This is a genomic window from Streptomyces sp. CB02980, assembly GCF_014451325.2.
In the GTDB taxonomy this organism is placed as follows: Bacteria; Actinomycetota; Actinomycetes; order Streptomycetales; family Streptomycetaceae; genus Streptomyces.
Genome location: NZ_JACSCH020000004.1, coordinates 181,013 through 200,544, shown reverse-complemented (window position 1 = coordinate 200,544; position 19,532 = coordinate 181,013). Strand labels below are relative to the sequence as shown.

16 protein-coding genes are annotated in these 19,532 nt (G+C 69.6%); 1 reads left to right on the top strand and 15 read right to left on the bottom strand.

The window, feature by feature from the left end:
- Positions 1-17 precede the first annotated feature (17 nt).
- The 4 genes from E0F75_RS11105 to E0F75_RS11090 all read right to left on the bottom strand — a co-directional run bounded on the left by E0F75_RS11105 (position 18) and on the right by E0F75_RS11090 (position 3,938).
- Positions 18-1,583, bottom strand: coding sequence for a hypothetical protein (locus tag E0F75_RS11105; RefSeq protein WP_374115395.1), 1,566 nt, complete (start codon positions 1,581-1,583; stop codon positions 18-20).
- A gap of 820 nt (positions 1,584-2,403) precedes the next feature.
- A complete protein-coding gene (locus tag E0F75_RS11100; protein WP_229312640.1) occupies positions 2,404-2,820 on the bottom strand; it encodes a DUF6113 family protein in 417 nt (138 codons plus the stop codon).
- Positions 2,817-3,707, bottom strand: coding sequence for an N-acetyl-1-D-myo-inositol-2-amino-2-deoxy-alpha-D-glucopyranoside deacetylase (mshB, locus tag E0F75_RS11095; RefSeq protein WP_187622350.1), 891 nt, complete (start codon positions 3,705-3,707; stop codon positions 2,817-2,819). Before mshB ends, E0F75_RS11100 begins: the two co-directional genes overlap by 4 nt.
- A gap of 36 nt (positions 3,708-3,743) precedes the next feature.
- Complete coding sequence (locus tag E0F75_RS11090; protein ID WP_187622349.1) at positions 3,744-3,938, bottom strand: hypothetical protein; 195 nt, start codon at positions 3,936-3,938, stop codon at positions 3,744-3,746.
- Between the two features lie 181 nt (positions 3,939-4,119).
- On the opposite strand from E0F75_RS11090, the gene E0F75_RS11085 reads away from it, so the two are divergent.
- A complete protein-coding gene (locus E0F75_RS11085; protein ID WP_187622348.1) occupies positions 4,120-6,312 on the top strand; it encodes a prolyl oligopeptidase family serine peptidase in 2,193 nt (730 codons plus the stop codon).
- A gap of 1 nt (position 6,313) precedes the next feature.
- On the opposite strand, the gene E0F75_RS11080 is transcribed toward E0F75_RS11085, so the two are convergent.
- The 11 genes from E0F75_RS11080 to E0F75_RS11030 form a co-directional block, all read right to left on the bottom strand.
- A complete protein-coding gene (locus tag E0F75_RS11080) occupies positions 6,314-7,252 on the bottom strand; it encodes a hypothetical protein (RefSeq protein WP_187622347.1) in 939 nt (312 codons plus the stop codon).
- Positions 7,253-7,444: 192 nt separating this feature from the next.
- Complete coding sequence (locus E0F75_RS11075) at positions 7,445-8,566, bottom strand: ABC transporter ATP-binding protein (RefSeq protein WP_229312639.1); 1,122 nt, start codon at positions 8,564-8,566, stop codon at positions 7,445-7,447.
- Positions 8,559-9,542 carry an ABC transporter ATP-binding protein gene (locus E0F75_RS11070; RefSeq protein ID WP_187622346.1) on the bottom strand — a complete coding sequence of 328 codons (984 nt, stop codon included), beginning with the start codon at positions 9,540-9,542 and terminating at the stop codon, positions 8,559-8,561. The genes E0F75_RS11075 and E0F75_RS11070 overlap by 8 nt, the downstream gene beginning before the upstream one ends.
- A 6-nt stretch (positions 9,543-9,548) precedes the next feature.
- Complete coding sequence (locus E0F75_RS11065; RefSeq protein WP_187622345.1) at positions 9,549-10,544, bottom strand: ABC transporter permease; 996 nt, start codon at positions 10,542-10,544, stop codon at positions 9,549-9,551.
- Complete coding sequence (locus tag E0F75_RS11060) at positions 10,537-11,460, bottom strand: ABC transporter permease (protein ID WP_187622344.1); 924 nt, start codon at positions 11,458-11,460, stop codon at positions 10,537-10,539. Before E0F75_RS11060 ends, E0F75_RS11065 begins: the two co-directional genes overlap by 8 nt.
- Before the next feature lie 111 nt (positions 11,461-11,571).
- Positions 11,572-13,200, bottom strand: coding sequence for an ABC transporter substrate-binding protein (locus E0F75_RS11055; RefSeq protein ID WP_187622343.1), 1,629 nt, complete (start codon positions 13,198-13,200; stop codon positions 11,572-11,574).
- Between the two features lie 178 nt (positions 13,201-13,378).
- The gene (locus E0F75_RS11050) at positions 13,379-14,467 is read right to left on the bottom strand and encodes an ABC transporter ATP-binding protein (protein ID WP_187622342.1); all 1,089 of its coding nucleotides are present in this window, start codon (positions 14,465-14,467) and stop codon (positions 13,379-13,381) included.
- Positions 14,460-15,518 (bottom strand): ABC transporter ATP-binding protein, encoded by a 1,059-nt coding sequence (locus E0F75_RS11045; RefSeq protein WP_187622341.1) that lies wholly within the window; start codon positions 15,516-15,518, stop codon positions 14,460-14,462. Before E0F75_RS11045 ends, E0F75_RS11050 begins: the two co-directional genes overlap by 8 nt.
- 14 nt (positions 15,519-15,532) lie before the next feature.
- Positions 15,533-16,480, bottom strand: coding sequence for an ABC transporter permease (locus tag E0F75_RS11040; RefSeq protein ID WP_187622340.1), 948 nt, complete (start codon positions 16,478-16,480; stop codon positions 15,533-15,535).
- Positions 16,473-17,405, bottom strand: a complete 933-nt coding sequence (locus E0F75_RS11035; RefSeq protein ID WP_187622567.1) for an ABC transporter permease — start codon at positions 17,403-17,405, stop codon at positions 16,473-16,475. The genes E0F75_RS11040 and E0F75_RS11035 overlap by 8 nt, the downstream gene beginning before the upstream one ends.
- Before the next feature lie 174 nt (positions 17,406-17,579).
- Positions 17,580-19,217: an ABC transporter substrate-binding protein gene (locus E0F75_RS11030; protein WP_187622339.1), complete on the bottom strand. Its 1,638-nt coding sequence runs from the start codon at positions 19,215-19,217 to the stop codon at positions 17,580-17,582.
- Positions 19,218-19,532 lie beyond the last annotated feature (315 nt).

Below are 19,532 nucleotides of genomic sequence, written 5' to 3'. Positions count from 1 at the left end.
ACGCGTCGCTCGGGCTGTCAGCCCTTCGGCTTCAGGTCGATCGTCTTGGTGCGTTCGTCCTTGGTCTTGCCGAGGAGCGCCTCGCGCATCACGGAGGCCACGTCGTCGGGCGAGACCTCCTGCTTGGTGCCGTCGGTCTTGGTGATCATGATGCCCTTGAAGGCGCCGTCGAGGAGCCGCTCGATGGCCTTCGTGTCGTAGACCGCCACCAGGCGGCCGTCGGCGGCCTTCATGGAGAGGATCTGCGGCAGCGAGCGCGCCGGGCCGAACTGGATCTCCCTGCCGCCCGCCCGGATGGTGATGCGGTCGGACATCGCGGGCGTCGCGAACTCCTTCATCGCCCGGTCCACCTCGGCCTTGCTGATGCTCGGCTGGCGGTTGGTGACGGGCAGCTCGACCAGCCTGGTCTGGCCCGTCTCCACCTGGGCGCGGAAGGCGTCCCGGACGGAGATCATCGAGCGCTGGATGTCGAGGCCCTTGCCGGGCTTGCCCTCGACGGGCGTCACCTTGTTCGGGGCGAACAGGATCGTGCCCTCGGTCGCCGACGCGGACCTGCCGGCCAGGTCGGCGAGGGTGACGGCGAGCTTCTCCTCGTCGACGGGGAAGACCGGCTTGGCGACCCGCTCGCCGCCGAAGAGGGAGCCGATGACCGATACGGGGTTGTAGTCGCTGCCCGCGGCGGCGCGGACGGTCTCCACGCTGTCGAGCGCCAGGCCCGCCTTGTCCGGGGCGAGCTGGACCTTCTTGCCGCCGATGCCGAGCTGGAGCGGTGTCCCGGCGCGCTTGCCGAGGGCCGTGTCCAGCTTGTTGACGGCCTCCTCCTTCGTACCGCCGCCGATGTCCACGCCGAGGACCGTGGTCCCCTTCGGGACGTCGGAGTGGTTGAGGAGCAGTCCGGCGCCGTAGGCGACGCCGGCGAGGCCGAAGACTCCGACGGCGGCGAGGACCAGCTTGGAGCGGCCCTTCTTCGCCGGGGCGGAGCGGTTGGGGGCGGGTGCGGGGCGCGGCGCGGGGGCAGGCGTCGCCTGCTCCTCGATGCGGGGGGTGAGGTTCGGGCGGGCCGCCTTCGGCGGGACGACCGGGATGCCGCTGGTGAGGGTGTCGCCGGAGACGTGGCCGTTGCCGCCGCCGTCGGCCGGTCGACCCGGTCCGCGCTGTCCGCCGGGACCGCCCGGACCGCCCCGGCCGGGGGCGGTCGGCGCGGTTGCCTGCGGGGTGAGGATCGCGGTGTCGTCGGACATGCGGGGAGCGCCGCCGGGGAACGGGGAGCCCGCGCCCTGGCCCGGTCCGGAGGATCCGGCCAGGCCGGCCAGTCCGCCCTGGCCGCCCGGTCCGCCCAGCGACGCCGTGCCCGTGACCGGGCCGGTCGTGGGGCCGGTCGGCGCGGCGGGGCCGCGGTACGCGGGCGTGCCGCCGGCCGGGGTGCCCGTGTACATCGGGGTTCCGGCGGCGGGGGTGCCGCCGTAGAGCGGGTTTCCGGCGCCCGGGTGTGCGGCGCCGGGGTTGCCGTCGTACCTCGGCGAACCACCGGCGGGCGTCCCGTCGTACATCGGGGTCCCGCCGGCCGGCGTGCCCGTGTACATGGGGGATCCGCCCGCGGGCGTGCCGCCGTCGTACAGCGGGTTGCCTCCGGGCCGGCCCTGGGTGACCGGGCGGCTCGACGGGGCACTGCCGACCGTCGGGACGCCTGAGGTCGCGGAGCCGGCGAAGCCGGTGCCCCGGTCGTCCGGTCCGGTGGTGGCCGGAGCGGGCTTCGGGGTCGGGGCGGGTGCCGGGGGCAGCGCGGGCTCGGGGGCCGGGCTCGGGGGCGCCGCCTTGCGGGGCGCGAACCAGTCGCTCGTCCCCTTCGCCTTCGGCGTCTCCTCGGCCTGCGGCGGCTCGGGCGCCGCCGCCTGCTCCGGCTCCGGCTCCGGGGCGGGAGCGGGCTCCGGCGCGGTGGCCGGCGGCGGCGTGGGCGACTCGTTGACCGTGGTGCGGACCACGACGGGCGGGATCGGACGCGAACCCGGGATGTTGATCCGGATCCGGGTCGTCAGCGTCGTCTCGGTCTTGGGCTCCTCCGGCGGTGCGGGCACGCCGGCAGTCTCCTCCGGCGCGTCCTGCGAGGGGTGGAGCGACGGATACTGGCGGGATCCGTACGGCGGTGTACCCGAGGGGTACGCGGCTCCACCGCGCCCCTGGGCGCCGGAGGACGAACTGTCAGTCTCTCGACCAGTTTCACGACTCAAAGCAGGATCTCCCGGTTGGCTCCACCGCCCGCTCTTGCTGATGCTCGTATAACCCGGGCGGTTCGGCGGCGCGCACCACCATACTGGGCGCCGCCGTCACATAGCTGACCCCTGGGTGACTGACGACGGTCAATCCGGCCGAAGTCAGGGCGTCCGCGGAGTCAAGTCGTCCTGTTCACGGGATCGGTCGGGGCAGCCGGGCCAGCGTGGTGCACATCACAGCGATCGCCATGCCGCCGAAGAGGAAGAGCAGCTCGCCGACGCCTCCGCCGAACACTCCGTCACCCTCCGGGCGTCCGAAGCTGAGCAGGATGACGGCGAGGAGCCAGCCGAGGCCGCCCGCGACGACGCCGACCTGGGTCTCGGTGGCCCGCAGTCCTCCGTAGAAGAGGGCGGCGGTCGCGAGGAGGGCGAGGATCAAGCCGACGGGGAGCCAGGCGGCTTGGACGAGTGCGCCGGCGGTTCCGACGAGGGCGCCGAGGACGGCCAGGCCCGCGTACCAGGCGAATCGGGCGTTACGGGAGACGGTGGACGCGGTGCGCGCCGTCGGCGCGTTGGGCGGGGTGGGCGTCGCGGGCGGCTTGGGGCTCATGCGCTCACTCCGGCGAAGAGGTCCGTCTCGCGGGTGCCCGCGGGGGCGCCCGGGACGCCTCGTACCAACTCGTAGTACTCGGTGGTGAAGATCGGCTGGCCGAGGTCGTTCGAAAGGGCGAAGAACGGGCCGTCGACCGCGACTTGGGTGGCGTGCGCGGCCATCGCCGCGCTCTTGCGGGCCGTGTGCTCCGGTCCCGCGTCGATCTCGGCGGTGATCCGGTCCTCGTCGACGACGCCGGGGACGTCGTCGATCGCGGCGGCGGCCGGGAAGGCGGAGCCCTCGGCGCGCAGCCGGGCGAAGCCGGCCTCGGCGACGGGGCGGGGGACCCGGTTCCAGTAGATCTTGGCGATCGTGTGGGCCGGTCCCAGGTCGGGTCGGTAGGCGGGGTCGGCGGCCAGTTCCGCGGCGCGCATGGCGACCCGGTGGGCCTGGATGTGGTCCGGGTGTCCGTAGCCGCCGTCGGGGTCGTAGGTGACGAGGACCTGCGGGCGGGTCTCCCTGATCACCTCGACGAGATACGGGGCGGCGGTGTCGACGTCCGTGTTCCAGAAGGCGTTGGCGCGCTTGTTCTGTTCGACGCCCATCATTCCGGAGTCGCGGAAGCGCCCGGGGCCGCCGAGGAACCGGTGGTCGGTGACACCGAGCTCGGCCATCGCGGCGGCGAGTTCACCGACCCGGTACGGGCCGAGCCGGTCCTCCCGGTCGGGGGCCAGATGGGCGAGCTCGGGCGGGATGACCTCGCCCTCCTCGCCGAGCGTGCAGGTGACCAGGGTGACGAGGGCGTCCTCGGCCGCGTACCTGGCCATGGTGGCGCCGTTGTTGATCGACTCGTCGTCCGGGTGCGCGTGCACGAGCAGCAGACGGCGGGCGGGGAGATCGGACATGTCCCCACCCTACGAGGTCGGCGCGCGGGGGCGCGCTCAGAACTTGAGGCCGCCGACCATGTTCGCCACGTTCGTGGTGAGGGTGCTGATGGACGGGGCGATGGACGAGCTCGCCAGGTAGAAGCCCAGGAGCGCGCTGACCGCCGCATGTCCAGCCTTCAACCCGGATTTCCGGATCAGAAGGAAGACGACGATCGCCAGCAGCACCACCACGGAGATCGAGAGTGCCACGGCGGTTCACCTCCACACTTCTTCGGTCGGATATTCGAGTGGTTCGGTCGATCAGCATGTGCCAGGGGGCAGGCCCGTCGGATGCATACCCACCTAGCGCTACGGATCATAACTATCCGTGCGGCCGCATCGATCGGCGGACGGAGGCACGAGGGGGGCGCACAGCGCTAGTTTCAGCCGCATGACCTCGTCTCGACAGCAGCCGGCCACACCCCCTGCCGGACTCTCCTTCCCCCGCCGTCACGCCCGTACCCAGCGGTTCACCCTGGGGGTTCCGCGTGCCTTCTCGGTCTCCCCCGACGGTGAGCGCGTCGTGTTCGTCAGGGCCGCGTCCGGTGTGGACCGTACGCACCGGCTCTGGGTCCTCGACCTGCCCCGCGACGGCGGCGCGCCCGTGGAGCGGGTGGCGGCCGACCCGGAGGTGCTGCTCGCGGGCGGTGAGGAGGAGTTGTCGCCGCAGGAGCGGGCGCGCCGGGAGCGGAGCCGGGAGGGCTCGGCCGGTGTGGTGGCGTACGCGGTGGACGGGGCCGTGGAGTTGGCGGCCTTCGCCCTGTCGGGGCGGCTGTTCGCGGCGGAGCTGCGGGCGGGGACGGCGCGGGAGTTGCCGGTGCCGGGGCCGGTGATCGATCCCCGGCCCTCGCCGGACGGACGCCTGGTCGCGTACGTGACGGAGGGCGCGCTGCGGGTGGTGGGCGCGGACGGTTCGGGCGACCGGGAGCTGGCCGTTCCGGAAGAGACGCACGTGTCCTACGGATTGGCCGAATTCATCGCCTCGGAGGAGATGACCCGGGACCGGGGTTTCTGGTGGTCCCCCGCCTCGGACCGGCTGCTCGTGGCCCGCGCCGACGACCGGGCGGTGCGGCGCTGGTGGATCGCCGACCCGGCGCATCCGGACCGGGAGCCGCAGCCGGTGGCGTATCCGGCGGCGGGTACGGCCAACGCGGACGTACGGCTGTTCGTCGTGGACCTCGCCGGGGCCCGCACGGAGGTGGTGTGGGACCGGGAGCGGTATCCGTACCTCGCGCGCGTGCACTGGTCGGCGGACGGGGCGCCGCTGCTGCTCGTCCAGGCGCGGGACCAGCGGGAGCAGTTGTTCCTGGCGGTGGACCCGGAGTCCGGGGAGACGAGGACGGTACGGGCGGAGCGGGACCCGGTGTGGCTGGAGGTGCTGCCGGGGGTGCCGGCGTGGGCTCCCTCGGGACCCGGCTCGGGGGGCACCCGCGACGGGCGGCTCGTACGGCTCACGGACGAGACCGGGGCGCGGGCCCTGGCCGTGGGCGACGAGGTGCTGACGGACGCCGCGCTGCATGTCCGGGCGGTGCTCGGCGTCGGGGAGGACGACGTCCTCGTGTCGGCGTCGGCGGGCGCGGATGCGGCTCTCCCGGAGACCGGCGAGGTCCATGTGTACCGGGTGACCGGTGAGGGCGTGGAGCGGCTGTCCGAGGGCGTCGGCGTGCACGGCGCGGTGCGTTCGGGGACGGTGACCGTGCTGGTGTCGGCGCGGCCGGAGACGCCGGGGAGCGTGGCGCGGGTGCTGCGGGACGGCGAGCAGGTCGCGGTGGTGGCCTCGTACGCCCAGGATCCGGTGCTCCGCGCGCGCGTGCGGCTCACGGAGGCCGGCGCGCGGCGGATCCCGTGCGCGGTGCTGCTGCCGTCGGGGTACGCGGAGGGCGACGGGCCGCTGCCGGTCCTGATGGATCCGTACGGCGGTCCGCACGGGCCGCGGGTGCTCGCCGCGCACAACGCGCATCTGACGTCCCAGTGGTTCGCCGACCAGGGCTTCGCGGTGGTCGTGGCGGACGGGAGGGGCACGCCGGGCCGCTCCCCCGCCTGGGAGAAGGCGATCGCGCGGGACTTCGGGCCGACCCTCGACGACCAGGTGGACGCGCTCCAGGGCCTCGCCGGGCGTTTCCCGCTGGATCTGGAGCGGGTGGCGATCCGGGGCTGGTCGTACGGCGGTTATCTGGCGGCACGGGCGGTGCTGCGGCGCCCAGACGTGTTCCACGCGGCGGTGGTGGGGGCGCCGGTGACGGACTGGCGGCTGTACGACACCCATTACACCGAGCGGTACCTCGGCACTCCGCAGGACGATCCCGAGGTGTACGCGGCGCAGTCGCTGCTCACCGACGACGGGCTCTCCGCGCCGGAGGTGCCCGAGCGGCCGATGATGATCGTCCACGGTCTCGCGGACGACAACGTGGTCGTCGCGCACGCGCTGCGGCTGTCCTCGGCACTCCTCGCGGCGGGCCGGCCGCACGAGGTGCTGCCGCTGTCCGGGGTCACCCACATGACGCCGCAGGAGCAGGTCGCGGAGAACCTGCTGCTGCTCCAGGTGGACTTCCTGAAGCGGTCCCTCGGCGGGATGCGGGGCTGAGTCACCAGCCGGGCGGCGGCGGGTAGGGCGGGGTCGGGGGTGGCATCCCGGCCGGCGTGTACGGGCTCGGCGCGCCTGCGGGGGCGCCGCGTCCGGCGAGCAGGACGAGCACGGCGATGCCGGCGAGCAGCCCGAAGAAGGCGGTGAGGATGCTCAGCTGGGCGGTGCTCGGGAGGTCCACGAAGTCGCCGATCAGTTCGTAGCGGGTGGTCCTGGCGACCTCGGCGAGGCCGCCGGCCGCCAGGAACACCCCGGCGAGCAGCCCGAAGGCCCGGCTGTGGCGGGCCCGTAAGAAGGCGGAGACGGCGGCGGTCCCGTACAGGGCGACGAGGATCAGCGACAGCCAGCCGGGCGGGGGCGCGAGGGCCGCCTTCATGATGGACCGGCCGCCGGTGAAGCGGTCGACGGTGATCTCCAGGGGCAGTTCGGTGGCCCAGTACAGCTCCCACAGGGTCACGACGAGCGCGGAGGTCGCGAGGAGGACTCCGGCGGCGACGGCGGGGCCCGTGCGCGGGCGCGTGGGGGGCGGCTCGTACGAGGCGGTGGCCGGGCGGCGGCCGACGGCGGCGGTGACGATCAGACCGGCGGCGAGGGCGAGTTCGACGAGGGCGGTGACGAGGGCGCCGCTGTCGGGCTCCCAGAGGCCCGGCAGGCGCAGGGCCAGCGTGACGGTGCCGGTGGCGGCGAGCGCGGAGGCCGCGTGCCGGGAGCGGATCGCGGCGGCCGCGGCTGCGGCGGAGACGACGAGCAGCACGGCGTCGACCAGGGAGGTGGCGGACCGTCCCCGGATGAGGAAGTGGTGGTCCCCGGCCCAGTACCAGGCGAGGTCGACGGGCGAGCCGAGCGCGGCGAGATCCTTGAAGATCCACACGGCGGCGGTGAGGGCGAGCGCGGCGCAGAGCGCGGCGCCCGTGAGACGTGCCGGTCGTGTCACTGTCACGGTCCCGATACTCACGGTCGCCACCAACCGAAACAAGCGGTTCCGCGAAACCTGTGGGGCGCGGGGAACACATGGGTCCGGGCCGGGGCGACATGTCGCGCCCCGGCCCGGTTCACGGCACCCGCACGGCCGTACGCTGTGCAGTCTGGCCTGTTCGTATATCGGAATCGATTCGGTGAAGTTGCCTGTGCGTTAAGGCGATTCGGGCTTCTTGAAGGGGTCGGCGCCGCCGTCCGGCGGTGGCTCGGGGCTGTCGGACGCCGGTGGCTCGGGGCCGTCGTCGCCGTTCTCCGAGGGGACGACGTGCTTCTCCTCGGCGAAGTGGCAGGCCGAGTCGTGTTTCGCCGGGCTGTCCGTGAGGCGGAAGACGGCCGGGACGGCGAGGAGCGGGACCTCCAGGGCACAGCGTTCCTGGGCCTTCCAGCAGCGGGTGCGGAAGCGGCAGCCGGAGGGGATGTTGGCCGGGGAGGGGACGTCGCCGGTGAGGATGATGCGCTCGCGGTGGGCGCGCGCCTCGGGGTCGGGGACCGGGACCGCGGAGAGCAGCGCCTGGGTGTAGGGGTGGGTGGGGTGGTCGTAGATCTGCGCGTCGCTGCCGATCTCGACGATCCGGCCGAGGTACATGACGCCGACCCGGTCGGAGATGTGCCGCACGATCGACAGGTCGTGCGCGATGAAGACGTACGACAGGGAGAACTCGGACTGGAGGTTCGCCATCAGGTTGATGACCTGTGCCTGGACGGAGACGTCGAGGGCGGACACGGGTTCGTCGGCGACGATGATCTCGGGCTGGAGGGCGAGGCCGCGGGCGATGCCGATGCGCTGGCGCTGGCCGCCGGAGAACTGGTGCGGGTAGCGGTTGATGTACTCGGGGTTGAGGCCGACGACGTCGAGGAGGTCCTGCACCTTGCGCCGCCGGTCGCTCTTGGGGGCGACCTCGGGGTGGATCTCGTACGGCTCGCCGATGATGTCGCCGACGGTCATGCGCGGGTTGAGCGAGGTGTACGGGTCCTGGAACACCATCTGGATGTTGCGGCGGACGGCCTTGAGCGCGCGGGGGGAGAGTCTGCTGATGTCCTCGCCCTTGTAGCGGATCACGCCGGACGTCGGCCGCTCCAGGTTGACCAGCATCTTCGCGACCGTCGACTTGCCGCAGCCGGACTCGCCGACGATGCCGAGGGTCTCGCCGGCGTGGAGGTCGAAGTCGACGCCGTCGACGGCCTTGACCGCGCCGACCTGCTTCTTGAAGACGACGCCCTGGGTGAGCGGGTAGTGCTTGTGGAGGTCCCGGACTTCGAGAATCGCCTCAGCCATGGAGGCACTCCTTCCAGAAGTGGCAGGCGCTGGAGCGCTTCACCGGGGACTCGGTCACGTCGTAGAGCGGGGGCACGTCGGTGCGGCAGACGTCCTGGGCCAGGGGGCAGCGGGGGTTGAAGGCGCAGCCGGGCGGGATGGCGAGGAGGTTGGGCGGGAGGCCCTTGATCGCGTAGAGCTCCTGGCCCTTCTGGTCGAGGCGTGGGATGGAGTCGAGCAGGCCGCGGGTGTAGGGGTGGGCGGGGGCCTTGTAGATCTCGTGGACGGGGGCCTGTTCGACGATCCGGCCGGCGTACATGACGGCGATCTTGTCGGCGACGTCGGCGACGACGCCGAGGTCGTGGGTGATGAGGATCAGGCCCATGTTGAGTTCGCGCTGGAGCTCGGCGAGGAGGTCCATGACCTGGGCCTGGACGGTGACGTCGAGGGCGGTGGTGGGCTCGTCGGCGATGATCAGTTCGGGTTCGAGGGCGAGCGCCATCGCGATCATGATGCGTTGGCGCATGCCGCCGGAGAACTGATGGGGGTACTGGCCGACGCGTTCCTTGGCGGCGGGGATGCGGACCCGGTCCATCAGTTCGATGGCCTTGGCCTTGGAGTCCTTGCGCGACATGCCCTTGTGGACCTGGAACATCTCGCCGAGCTGGTCGCCGACGCTGAGCACGGGGTTGAGGGAGGACAGCGCGTCCTGGAAGACCATCGCCATCTTGGCGCCGCGGATCTTGCGCCGCTCGTCCTCCTTGAGCTTCAGGAGGTCCTGGCCCTGGAAGAGGATCTCGCCCTGGCTGATCTTGCCCGGGGGGACGTCGAGGATGCCCATCACGGCCTGGGCGGTGACGGACTTGCCGGAGCCGGACTCGCCGAGGACGGCGAGGGTCTCCCCCGCGTCGACGGAGTAGTCGACACCGTTGACGGCCTTGGCCACCCCTTCGCGGGTGTGGAACTCCACGTGCAGGTCGCGCACTTCGAGCAGCATGGGTCCCTACCTCAGCTTCGGGTCGAGGGCGTCGCGGACGGCGTCGCCGAGCATGATGAAGGCGAGCACCGTGATGGCGAGCGCGCCGGCCGGCCAGAGCAGCATGTGCGGCGCGTTGCGGATGTACTGCGACGCCGAGGAGATGTCGATGCCCCAGGAGACGGTCGGCGGCTTGAGGCCGACACCGAGGTAGGACAGGGTCGCCTCCAGCGCGATGTACGTGCCGAGGGCGATGGTGGCGACGACGATCACCGGGGCGATCGCGTTGGGCGTGATGTGGCGGAGCATCATCCTGGAGTTGGAGGCCCCGAGGGCCCGGGCCGCCTGCACGTAGTCGTTCTGTTTGGCGGTGATGACGGAGCCGCGGGCGATGCGGGAGAGCTGCGGCCAGCCGAGCAGCACCATGAAGCCGATGACGGGCCAGACGGTGGAGCTGGTCACCACGGAGAGGAGCACCAGGCCGCCGAGGACGACGGGGATGGCGAAGAAGACGTCGGTGATCCGGGAGAGGACGCCGTCCCAGGCGCCGCCGAAGAAGCCGGCGAGTCCGCCGAGGATGCTGCCGAGGACGGCGACGCCGACGGTGGCGAGGACGCCGACGGTCACGGACGTCCGGGCGCCGTAGACGGTGCGGGTGTAGACGTCGCAGCCCTGGCCGTTGAAACCGAAGGGGTGGCCGGGCTGGGAGCCTTCCTGGGCCTTGGCGAGGTCGCAGTCCAGGGGGTCCCCCGAGGCGATCAGCTGGGGCCAGATGGAGATGACGACCAGGAAGAGGATCACCAGCGAGGAGACGATGAAGATCGGGTTCCGGCGCAGGTCGCGCCAGGCGTCGGACCACAGGGAGCGGGGCTTCTTGTCGGCGCCGGTGCCCAGCGGTCCGCCGGGCGTCTTCTCCAGGGTCTCGCCCTCGGCCGTCGCGAGGTCGGACGCGCCGCCGGCGCCGGTGGGCGCGATGGCTCGGCCCTCTTCGTACGACTCAAGCGGCTCGGGCTGCTCAGGCATAGCGAATCCTCGGGTCAAGGACGGCGTACAGGAGGTCGACCAGGAGGTTGGCCAGCAGGAACACCAGCACGAGGATGGTCACGAAGCCCACCACGGTCTGGGTGTTCTGGCGGACGATGCCCTGGTAGAGCTGGTAGCCGACGCCGTGGATGTTGAAGATCCGTTCGGTGACGATGGCTCCGCCCATGAGGGCGCCGACGTCGGCACCGATGAACGTCACGACGGGGATGAGGCTGTTGCGGAGCAGGTGCCTGCTGATGACCCGGCGGCGGGGCAGGCCCTTGGCGACGGCGGTGCGGACGTAGTCGGCGCGCTTGTTCTCGGCGATCGAGGTCCGGGTGAGCCGGGTGACGTAGGCCAGGGAGACCGAGGCGAGGACCAGGCCGGGCACGATGAGTTCGCTGAAGGTGGCCTCGGGTGAGACGGCCGGTTTGATCCAGCCCCATTTGACGCCGAGGAGGAGCTGGACGAGGAGGCCGGTGACGAAGGTCGGGACGGAGAGGACGACCAGGGTCAGCAGCAGGACAGTGGTGTCGACGGGGCGGCCGCGCTTGAGGCCGGTGACGACGCCGAGGCTGATGCCGATGACGATCTCGAAGAAGATCGCGACGATGGTGAGCCGGATGGTGACGGGGAAGGCGCTGGCCATCAGTTCGGTGACGGGCTGCCCGTTGAAGGCAGTGCCGAAGTCTCCGGTGAAGACGTTGCCCATGTAGGTGAGGTATTGCTGCCAGACGGGCTTGTCGAGACCGAACTCCTTCTCCAGCTGGGCGGCGGTCGCCGGGTCGCACTGGCGGTCACCGCACAGTCCGGCGATGGGGTCGCCCATCACGTTCACCATCAGGAAGATCAACAGCGTGGCGCCGAAGAAGACCGGGATCATCTGCAGCAGCCGCCGGATCACATATCGACCCATGAGGGGCTCCGGGGGTTGGCTCCGGGGAGAGGATTGTGGAAGGCGTACGGCCCGGCGCGGGGGTCCGCGGGCCGGGCCGTACGCCGCCGACCTGTACGGCCCGCTACGGCGTCACTTGACCTTGATCTGGTCGTAGACCGGGACGCTGAAGGGGTTCAGGGTGACGTTCTCGATCCGCTCCGAGTAGCCGGCGCTGCCGTTCTGGTACCAGAGCGGAATGGCGCCCATGTCGTCCCGGAGGACTCCCTCGGCCTGCTGGAAGAGCCCGATGGCCTTCGCGGTGTCGGCCTCGGCGTTGGCCTCGTTCACCAGCTTGTCGAACTCGGGGTCCGAGTACTTTCCGTCGTTGGACGAGGCGTTGGTGTAGTACAGCGGCTGGAGGAAGTTCTGGATGAGCGGGTAGTCCATCTGCCAGCCGGCCCGGAACGGGCCGTCCATCTTCGACTGGGTGACCTGGTTGCGGAAGTCGGCGAAGGTGCCGACCGGGTTGCCGACGCAGGCCGTGTTGTTGCCGAGGGCGCGGTTGATGGAGTTGCAGACCGCGTCGACCCATTCCTTGTGGGAGCCGGTGTCGGCGTTGTACGAGATCTTCATGGTGCCGCCGGGGATGCCGCCGCCCTCGGCGACGAGCTTCTTCGCCTCGGCGGCGTCGTACTTGCAGAACTCGCCGCAGACGTCCTTGAAGCCGCCGTCCTCGCCGAGGACCGGGGAAGTCCAGTCGACGGCGGGGGTGCGGGTCTTCTGGAAGATCGTCTCGGTGATCTGGTTACGGTCGATCGCCATGGAGAGGCCCTGGCGGAGCTTCTCCTGTCCGGGCTTGTTCCAGGCCGGGTCGTAGAACGGGAAGGACAGGGTCTGGATGATGCCGGCGGGGACGTTGATGTACCGGCCGCTGAGGTCGGCTTCGACGTTCTTGAGCTGGGAGGCGGGGACGTCGTCGACGAGGTCGAGGTTGCCGGCCGTCAGGTCGGTGTACGCGGTGTTGTTGTCCGTGTAGACCTTGAGGGTGATGCCGCCGTTCTGGGCCTTGTCGGCGCCGGGGTAGGCGTCCCAGCGCTTGAGGGCCATCTGGGAGCCCTTGGAGTACGAGTCCACGGTGTACGGCCCGTTGCCGATCGGCTTCGACAGCCAGGCCTGGCGGTCGTCGAAGAAGGCCTGGGGCAGCGGCGAGAAGGCCGCGTAGCCGAGGGTGATGGGCCAGGTGGAGAACTTCTGGGTGAGCTTGACCGTGAAGGTCTGGGGGCCGGTGACCTTGAGGCCGGACATGGACGTGGCGGACGGCTCGCCCTTCTCGGGGTGGACCTTGTCGTAGCCCTCGATCTGGCCGAAGAAGTAGGCGTTCTTCTGGTTGTTCTTCAGATCGGCGCCGTAGTTCCAGGCGTCGACGAAGGACTTGGCGGTCACCTTCTCGCCGTTGGAGAAGGTCCAGCCGTCCTTGACCGTGACGGTGAAGTTGATCGAGTCGGTGGTCTCGATCTTCTCGGCGAGCATGTCCTTGGCCTCGCCGGTCTTCGGGTCGTACTGCTTGAGCCCTCGGAAGATCATGGAGAGGACCTTGCCGCCCTGGACCTCGTTGGTGTTGGCGGGCTCCAGCGGGTTCTGCGGGTCGCCCCACGAGGAACTCACGATGCCGTCGGCCCCTCCGCCACCGCCGCTGTCGTCGCCGCCGCCACAGGCGGTCGCCGTGAGGGCGACTGCGGTGGCCAGAGCGGCCCACTTGGCGTGCGTGGCTCCGCGCATGGAGTGCCTCCCGAATGTCCTAAGTCTGACTTAGGCCCCAATATCACCCGATATTGACGGTGCTGCACTTTTACGGCCGCCGGACGGTGCCCCGGAGACCCGGGAGGACACGACGAAGGGCGCCCCGTTCCGTACGTACGGAACGGGGCGCCCTTCGTGGCGTCTGCCGGTCGGTGCGTCAGTGCACCGGCACGACCTGCTTCTCCTCGGCGAAGTGGCACGCCGAGAGGTGGGCGGCCGGGGTGTCCAGGCCGTCGAAGCGCGTCGGGATCGCCAGGAGCGGCGTCTCCTGCGAGCACCTCTCCTGCGCCTTCCAGCAACGCGTGCGGAAGCTGCAGCCCGACGGCGGGTTCGCCGGCGAGGGGACGTCACCGGTCAGGATGATCCGCTCGCGGTGCGCGCGGGCCTCCGGGTCCGGCACCGGCACCGCGGAGAGCAGCGCCTGGGTGTACGGGTGCGTCGGGTGCTCGTAGATCTGCTCGTCCGTACCGATCTCGGCCATCTTGCCGAGGTACATGACGCCGACGCGGTCCGAGATGTGCCGGACGATCGACAGGTCGTGCGCGATGAAGAGGTAGGAGAGGTTGAACTCGTCCTGGAGCTTCCCCATCAGGTTGATGACCTGCGCCTGGACGGAGACGTCCAGGGCCGAGACCGGCTCGTCGCAGATGATGATCTCCGGGTTGAGCGCGAGGCCGCGGGCGATGCCGATGCGCTGGCGCTGACCGCCGGAGAACTGGTGCGGGTACCGGTTGATGTACTCCGGGTTCAGACCGACGACGTCGAGCAGCTCCTGCACCTTGCGGCGCCGGTCGCCCTTCGGGGCCACCTCGGGGTGGATGTCGAAGGGCTCGCCGATGATGTCGCCGACCGTCATACGCGGGTTCAGCGAGGTGTACGGGTCCTGGAACACCATCTGGATGTTGCGGCGCACGGCCTTCAGCGCGCGGCCGCCCAGCCTGGTGATGTCCTGGCCCTTGTAGAAGACCTCGCCGGCGGTGGCCTGCTCCAGGTTCATCAGGAGCTTGGCGACCGTGGACTTGCCACAGCCGGACTCGCCCACGATGCCGAGGGTCTCGCCTTGGTAGAGGTCGAAGGAGACCCCGTCCACGGCCTTGACCGCGCCGACCTGCTTCTTGAAGAGGATGCCCTGCGTCAGCGGGAAGTGCTTCTTCAGGTTGCGCACCTGGAGGATCGGCTCGCCGCGGCCCGCGGGGGCCTCGACGGCGGCGGCCACGGCCTCGTCGTTCTTGCTGAGGTCAGCCATGGATCGTCTCCTTCCAGAAGTGGCAGGCGCTCGTACGGCCCGGGAGATCCGCGCCGTCCTGCTCGGTGACCGGCACGAGGGCCGGGATCTCCGTGCGGCAGATGTCGTCGGCCTTGGGGCAGCGCGGGTTGAAGGCGCAGCCGGTGGGCACACGGAGCAGGTTGGGCGGGAGGCCCTTGATCGCGTAGAGCTCCTGGCCCTTCTGGTCCAGGCGCGGGATCGACTCCAGGAGACCCTTGGTGTAGGGGTGGGCCGGGCGCTTGTAGAGCTCGTGCACCGGCGCCTGCTCGACGATCCGGCCGGCGTACATCACGGCGATCTTGTCCGCGACGTCGGCGACGACGCCGAGGTCGTGGGTGATCAGGATCAGGCCCATGTTGTATTCCTGCTGGAGCTCCGCGAGGAGGTCCATGACCTGGGCCTGGACGGTCACGTCGAGAGCCGTGGTGGGCTCGTCGGCGATGATCAGGTCCGGCTCCAGGGCGAGCGCCATGGCGATCATGATGCGCTGGCGCATACCGCCGGAGAACTGGTGGGGGTAGTCGGAGACCCGCGCCTTGGCGGCGGGGATCTTGACCTTGTCCATCAGCTCGACGGCCTTGACCGTGGCGTCCTTCTTGGACAGACCCTGGTGCACCCGGAACATCTCGCCGAGCTGGTAGCCGACGCTGAGGACCGGGTTGAGGGAGGACAGCGCGTCCTGGAAGATCATCGCGATCTTCCGGCCGCGGATCTTCCGGCGGTCCTCCTCGGCCATCTTCAGCATGTCCTGGCCACGGAACAGGATCTCGCCGTGCGGGATCTTGCCGGGCGGCATGTCGAGGATGCCCATGATGGCCTGCGCCGTGACGGACTTGCCGGAGCCGGACTCGCCGAGGACGGCGAGGGTCTCGCCGGCGTTCACCGAGTAGTTGACACCGTTGACCGCCTTGGCCACACCGTCACGGGTGTGGAACTCGACGTGCAGGTCACGGACTTCGAGCAGCGGACCATTGTGGTCGGAGCCGTCGCGGGGCGCGGGGACGGCTGCGGTCTTGTCGATGATGCTCATCTTTTACGCCCTCCTCAGCGCAGCTTCGGGTCGAGGGCGTTGCGTACGGCTTCGCCGAGCATGATGAACGCCAGAACGGTGATGCTGAGCATGATCGAGGGCCACAGCAGGATGTGCTGCGCCACTCGGATCTGGTCGACACCGGTGGAGATGTCCACGCCCCACGAGACGGTCGGGGCGGCGAGGCCCAGACCCAGGTAGGACAGGGTGGCCTCGGCCGAGATGTAGCCGCCGAGCGCGATGGTCGCGACGACGATCACCGGGGCCATGGCGTTCGGCAGGATGTGCCGGAAGAGGATCCGGCCGGTGCCGGCGCCGAGGGCCTTCGCCGCGTGGACGTAGTCGGCGTGCTTGACCGTGATCACGGCGCCGCGCATGACGCGGGCCATCTGGGTCCAGCCGAGGAACGCGAGGGCGAAGACGACCACCCAGACCGTGCGCTCGACGAAGGACTGCAGGACGACCATGGCGCCGAGCAGGAACGGAATGCCGAAGAAGATGTCGGTCAGGCGCGAGAGCAGCGCGTCGATCCAGCCGCCGAAGTAGCCGGCGAGCATGCCCATCACACCGCCGACGACCGTGACGATCGCGGTGACGGCGACGCCGACGATGATCGAGGCACGGGTGCCGTAGATCAGTCGGGCGTAGACGGAGCGGCCCTGGCCGTCGTAGCCGAGCCAGCCCTCGGAGCCGATGCTGCCGAGCTCCGGCTTGCCGAGGAAGTGCTTCACGAGGTCGCCCTTGGTCGGCGAGGCGCTCGTGAAGAAGCTCGGGAAGACGGAGATCAGCAGCAGGAAGAAGATCAGCACCGACGCCACGAGGAAGTACGGGTTGCGGCGCAGGTCGACCCAGGCGTCACCCCAGAGGCTGCGGGCCTTCTCCTGCTTGGCCGGAGGAGTCACGTCGGCGGGAAGCGCGACGGCGTCCTCGACGGCTGCTGCGGTCTTGGTCACGTCAGGCATACCGGATCCTCGGGTCCAGGACCGCGTACAGCAGGTCGATGAGCAGGCTGGTGACGAGGTAGATGATCACCAGGATGGTGACGAGGCCGACCAGGGTCGACCCTTCACGCCGGGTGATCGACTCGGCGATGAGGCCACCGACGCCCTTGATGTTGAAGATGCGCTCGGTGACGACCGCGCCGCCCATGAGGGCGCCGATGTCGGTGCCGAGGAAGGTGACCACGGGGATCATCGAGTTGCGCATGAGGTGCACGCCGATGACGCGACGACGGGGCAGACCCTTGGCGACGGCCGTACGCATGTAGTCGGCGCGCAGGTTCTCCGCCATCGAGGTCCGGGTGAGCCGGGCGACGTAGGCGAGTGAGAGACCGCCGAGCACGATGGCCGGCGCGATCATCTCGGACACCAACTGGTCGTTGCTGACGTTCGGTTCGATCCAGCCCAGTTCGAAGGCGAACACCATCTTGATGATGAAGCCGAGGACGAAGACCGGGATCGAGATGATCAGCAGCGTGAAGATCAGGATCGCGTTGTCGGCGAGCCGGCCGGCCTTGAGGCCGGCGATGATGCCGAGGCCGATGCCGAAGACCAGCTCGAACGCGAAGGCCAGAGCGGCGAGCTGCAGAGTGACGGGGAACGCTTCACCCAGGACCTCGGTGATCGGGCGACCGTTGCGGATCTGGTTCCCGAAGTCGAAGTGCAGGATGATGTCGGTCATGTAGTTCCAGTACTGCTGCCAGAGCGGCAGATCCAGTCCCAGATCGTGTCTGATCTTCGCGAGGGTCGCGGGGTCTGCGCCCTTGTCCCCGAACATACCCGCCACGGGGTCGCCGGGCAGGCTGTAGACCATGAGGAAGATCAGCAGGGTGGTCCCGAGGAAAACCGGGATCATCTGGAGCAGTCGTCGTGCGACATAGCGCCCCATCATGCCTCCGTTGAAATATGACAGCAGCAGCCGACGGGCCCTCCCTCGGCAGCCGCGCCCCGGAACGGGTACGCGAATGCCGTGGAAGGGCCCCCCAGCCACATACGTAAGGCGCCGAACGCGGGGCTGACATCCCGTCAGCCCCGCATCGGCAGGCGGACTACGCTTGGGTGATTACTTCTTGACCTCGACGCCGGTCAGGATCGGGTCGCCGTCCTGGCCGTACGCCACGCCCGAAACCTTCTCGGAGTAGCCCGCGTTGACCTTGTAGTACCAGAGCGGGATGGACGGCATGTAGTTGACCAGGTCCTTCTCGATGGCCTGGAACTGCTTCACCGAATCGTCGAGGGTCGCAGCCGAGTCCGCCTTGGCGATCTTGGCGTCGAGAGCCTTGTTGGTGAAGTCACCCTGGTTGCCCGCCGCACCCGTACGGAACAGGTCCGAGATGAAGTTGGCGTTCACCGGGTAGTCGAGCACCCAGCCGGAGCGGTACAGGGACTTGACCTGCTTCGTCTTACGAGCGGTCAGGTCGGCCTGGAAGTCCGGCTTGCCGTCGCCGACGCACTGGACGTCGGTGGCCTGCTGGATGGAGTTGCAGACAGCGTCCACCCACTCCTTGTGGCCACCGTCGGCGTTGAACTGGATGGAGATCTTGTTGCCGGGGACGCCGCCGCCGGCCTTGATGAGCTCCTTGGCCTTCGCCGGGTCGAACTTGGTGACGCCGGCGCCGCCGTCCTCCTGGAAGCCCAGGACACCCTTGGCGACCCAGCCGGTCGCGGGCTCACGCGTACCCTGCAGCACCGTCTTGGTGATGGTGGCACGGTCGATCGCCATCGACAGACCCTGGACGACGCGCGGGTCGATCTGCTTCGGCTTCTTCCACTGGTCGGCGTAGAAGGCGACGGCGATGGTCTGGATCGCGGAGTACGGCTGGTCCACGGCGCGGTCGCCGAGGTCCTGGCGGTAGACCGGGAGGTCCTTCGGCGCGATCTGACGGAGCACGTCGACGTTGCCGGACTTCAGGTCCTCGTACGCGGCCTCGAGGGTGGTGTAGTTCTTGAAGACCACACCGCCGTTCTTCGCCTTGTTCGGGCCCTTGTAGGCGTCGTATCGAGTGATCTCGATCTTCTTCTTGTGGTCCCAGCTCTTGAACTTGTAGGGACCGTTGCCGACCGGCTTCTGGCCGCCGGCCGCAGGGTCCTTGTAGAAGGACTCGGCGAGCGGGGCGAAGACGATGTAGGCGAGCTTGTGGCCGAAGTACGGGACGGCCTTGGTGAGCTCGATCTTGAAGGTCGTCTCGTCGACGACCTTCAGACCGTCCAGCTTGTCGGCGGTGGGCTTGGCGCCCTCGGCCTCGGGGTGGACCTTGTCGTAGCCCTTGATGTCCGCGAACCACGAGGACAGACCCTGGGCGTTCTTGACGTTGGCGTTCCAGTTCCACGCGTCCACGTAGGACTTGGAGGTCACCGGGGTGCCGTCGTGGAAGGTCCAGCCCGGCTTGAGCTTGACGGTCCACGTCTTCGAGTCGGTCGTGGTGACCGATTCGGCGTTGATCATCTCCAGGGAGCCGTCGGCCTTGTAGTCGACCAGGGTCGAGAACAGGCCGGCCATCACGGCGGAGCCGTTGGACTCCATCGTGTCACCGGTGAGCAGGGGCTTCTCGGGCTCGCCCAGCTCGACGGAGAAGATTCCGTTCGGGTCAACAGCGCCCTTGGCGTCGCCGCTGTCGCTCTTACCCCCGCCACAGGCGGTCGCAGCAAGGGCAACGATGATCGCGCCCGTTACCCACTTGGCGCTCTTGGCACCGCGCATGGGTTCCTCCTCATGAGTCCACTTTTGTCACTACAAGAGGGGCACTCCGAGTTCTGCCGACACCCCTGACGGCAATGCACTCAAGTGCCCCGAGTGTGCTCGTGAGTCGGCACTCCCCACAGTGCGTGACCCATTGACCCGAGCTCAATGGAGCCAACTATTAAGTACGTCCGGGCTGTAAACCACACTTAAGTGGTCTCGTTTTGACAACATCACCACACCCCCGGATACCGAAATCCGGACAAACTGAGCACAGACAGACACCCCCGAAACGGACCGTTAACACACGTACCGGAGAGCGATGGCCGATATGCG